General features: G+C 65.7%; 3 protein-coding genes. All 3 read right to left on the bottom strand.

Features of this window, described 5'->3' with window-relative positions:
- Window positions 1-98: 98 nt before the first annotated feature.
- On the bottom strand, window positions 99-776 hold the full coding sequence (gene pgsA, locus WA317_RS14420; RefSeq protein ID WP_425173681.1) for a phosphatidylinositol phosphate synthase: 678 nt from the start codon (window positions 774-776) through the stop codon (window positions 99-101).
- Window positions 773-1324: an HIT family protein gene (locus tag WA317_RS14415; RefSeq protein ID WP_425173680.1), complete on the bottom strand. Its 552-nt coding sequence runs from the start codon at window positions 1322-1324 to the stop codon at window positions 773-775. Before WA317_RS14415 ends, pgsA begins: the two co-directional genes overlap by 4 nt.
- On the bottom strand, window positions 1317-2931 hold a 1615-nt coding region (gene thrS / locus WA317_RS14410), incomplete at its 5' end, for a threonine--tRNA ligase (protein WP_425173679.1). The genes WA317_RS14415 and thrS, both read right to left, overlap by 8 nt.

The following is a 2931-nucleotide window of genomic DNA, read 5'->3' as shown; positions in this document are numbered from 1 at the left end:
CACCACGCGCCAGCCGGCCGCGAACCCCCAGTCGGTGACCCGGTCAGCCAGCGGGATGCCGCTGACTGGGCGTAGCCGAAGACCCGACGGGCTCGAGATCACGACTCGCGTCTTCCCGATCCGGCGCCGCGGTCGGGCGAGCTGTCTTCCCGAGCCAGGGGTTCGGCCGCCCGGGGCGAGACCCGCACCGTGTGCAACCGCTGAACGCAGGTGACAACGCTCGCCAGAGCCAACGTCCACATCGCGACTGGCAGCGCCCACGGCAACGGATGGATAGGCAGGTCGGACAAGCCCGCCCCGGTCAGCACGATGATCAGCCGTTCCGGCCGTTCGATGATCCCGCCGTCACCGCGCAGACCGCTGGCCTCGGCGCGCGCCTTGATGTAGGAGATCACCTGCGAGGTCACCAGACAGATCATCGCGGCCGCGACCAGCGGTGGGCTGTGCAGACCGAACGCCGCCCACCACAGCAGGCCGCAGAACACCGCACCGTCACTGATGCGATCGCAGGTGGCGTCCAGCACGGCCCCGAAGCTGCTGCCGCCTCCGCTTTCCCGCGCCATCGCCCCGTCGATCATGTCGAACATGACGAAGAACCAGATCACCATCGTGCCGGCAAACAACCGACCGATCGGAAACAGTGTCAACGCGGCCAGCACGGCCCCAGCAGTGGCGACGATGGTGACGCCGTCCGCGGTGAAACCGGCCCGCAGAAACCCCCGCGCCAGCGGCAGGGTGACGCGCGCGACGCCCTCACGGGAGAACAGCTTGCTCATGGCTGGCTCGCCCATTCCGCGGCCAGCAGGTTCCTCGTGTCGCGCAGCAACTGCGGAAGAACCTTGGACTCGCCGATGATCGTGATGAAGTTCGCATCCCCGCCCCACCGTGGCACGACGTGCACGTGCAGGTGTTCGGCCAGCGACCCGCCCGCGGAGGTGCCGAGGTTCAGTCCCACGTTGAAACCGTGTGGCCGCGACACGTTCTTGATGACGCGGATCGCTTTCTGGATGAACGTCATCAACTCCGCGCTTTCCGAACCGGTCAGTTCCTCCAGTTCGGACACTCGCCGGTAGGGCACCACCATCAGATGTCCCGGGTTGTAGGGATAGAGGTTAAGCACCGCGTAGACCAGCTGACCGCGGGCCACCACCAGGCCGTCCTCGTCGGACAGCTGCGGGATATCGGTGAACGGCTGCGGCGGCTCGGAGTTGTCGCGCCGCGTCGGAGCCTCGGCCAGGTAGCTCATCCGGTAGGGCGTCCACAGCCGCTGCAGCCGATCGGATTTACCGACGCCCCTGTCGACGATCGGCTCCTCGTCAGCCACCGCTGCCCACCTTCACCAAGTCGGCTGTGGGAGTGGCATTCTCGCGGCTGGCGATCCAATCCACGATCGCCGCGACCGCATCGTCGCGGGGTACGCCGTTGATCTGGGTGCGATCGCCGAAACGGAAACTGACCGCGTTGGCCTCGATGTCGCGGTCCCCGGCCAGCAACATGAACGGCACCTTCTGGTTGGTGTGCTGAACGATCTTTTTGGCCATCCGATCGTCGCTGGTGTCCACGTCGACCCGTACCCCGTGCGACCTCAACTGCCCGGCAATCTCTTTCAGGTAGGGCACGTGGCCGTCGGCGACCGGGATGCCGATCACCTGCACCGGCGCCAGCCAGACCGGGAACGCGCCGGCGTAGTGCTCGGTGAGGATGCCGAAGAACCGCTCAATCGACCCGAACAGCGCGCGGTGAATCAGCACCGGCCGTCGGCGGGTGCCGTCGGTGGCGGTGTATTCGAGTTCGAAACGTTCCGGAAAATTGAAGTCCACCTGGATCGTCGACATCTGCCAGCTGCGGCCCAGCGCGTCGCGCGCCTGCACCGAGATTTTCGGGCCGTAGAACGCCGCGCCGCCGGGGTCGGGCACCAGTTCCAAGCCGGACTCCGCCGCCACCTCGGCCAACGCGTCGGTGGCTTCCTGCCACATCTGGTCGGAGCCGACGAACTTCTCCGGGTCCTTCGTGGACAGCTCCAGATAAAAGTCCACCAGCCCGTAATCGCCCAGCAGGTCGAGCACGAACCGCAGCAGCGACGCCAGTTCGCCGTGCAGCTGGTCGCGGGTGCAGAAGATGTGCGAGTCGTCCATGGTGAATCCACGCGCGCGGGTCAATCCGTGTACCACACCAGACTTCTCGTACCGGTACACCGTGCCGAACTCGAAGAGCCGCAACGGAAGTTCGCGATAAGACCGTCCGCGGGACCGGTAAATCAAGGTGTGCATCGGACAGTTCATCGGCTTGAGGTAGTAGTCCTGCCCCGGCTTGCGCACCGCGCCTTCGTCGTCGTACTCGGCATCGAGGTGCATCGGCGGGAACATGCCGTCGGCGTACCAGTCCAGGTGCCCCGACGTGTGAAACAGCTCCGCCTTGGTGATGTGCGGCGTGTTGACGAATTCGTAGCCGGCCTCGATGTGCTTGCGCCGCGAGTACTCCTCGAGTTCACGGCGCACGATGCCACCCTTCGGGTGGAAAACAGCTAAGCCGGAGCCGATTTCGTCGGGGAAGCTGAACAGGTCAAGTTCAGTGCCCAGTTTGCGGTGGTCGCGGCGCTGAGCCTCTTCGACCAGCTGCAGATAGCGGTCCAGCGCCTGCTGCGATTCCCACGCGGTGCCGTAGATGCGCTGCAGGCTGGCGCTGTTCTGGTCACCGCGCCAATAGGCAGCAGAGCTTCGGGTCAGCTTGAAGGCCGGGATGTAGCGGGTGGTCGGGATGTGCGGCCCGCGGCACAAGTCACCCCAAACCCGTTCGCGGGTGCGGGGATTGAGGTTGTCGTAAGCGGTGAGCTCGTCGCCGCCGACCTCCATGATCTCGGCGTCCCCGGATTTGTCGTCTACGAGTTCCAGCGTGTGAGGCTCGTCGGCCAGTTCAGCGCGGGCCTGATCT

Origin of the sequence: Mycobacterium sp. (assembly GCF_049802695.1) — a bacterium.
GTDB lineage: Bacteria > Actinomycetota > Actinomycetes > Mycobacteriales > Mycobacteriaceae > Mycobacterium.
The sequence above is the reverse complement of the archived record's forward strand: the minus strand, read 5'-3'. Positions and strand labels throughout refer to the sequence as shown.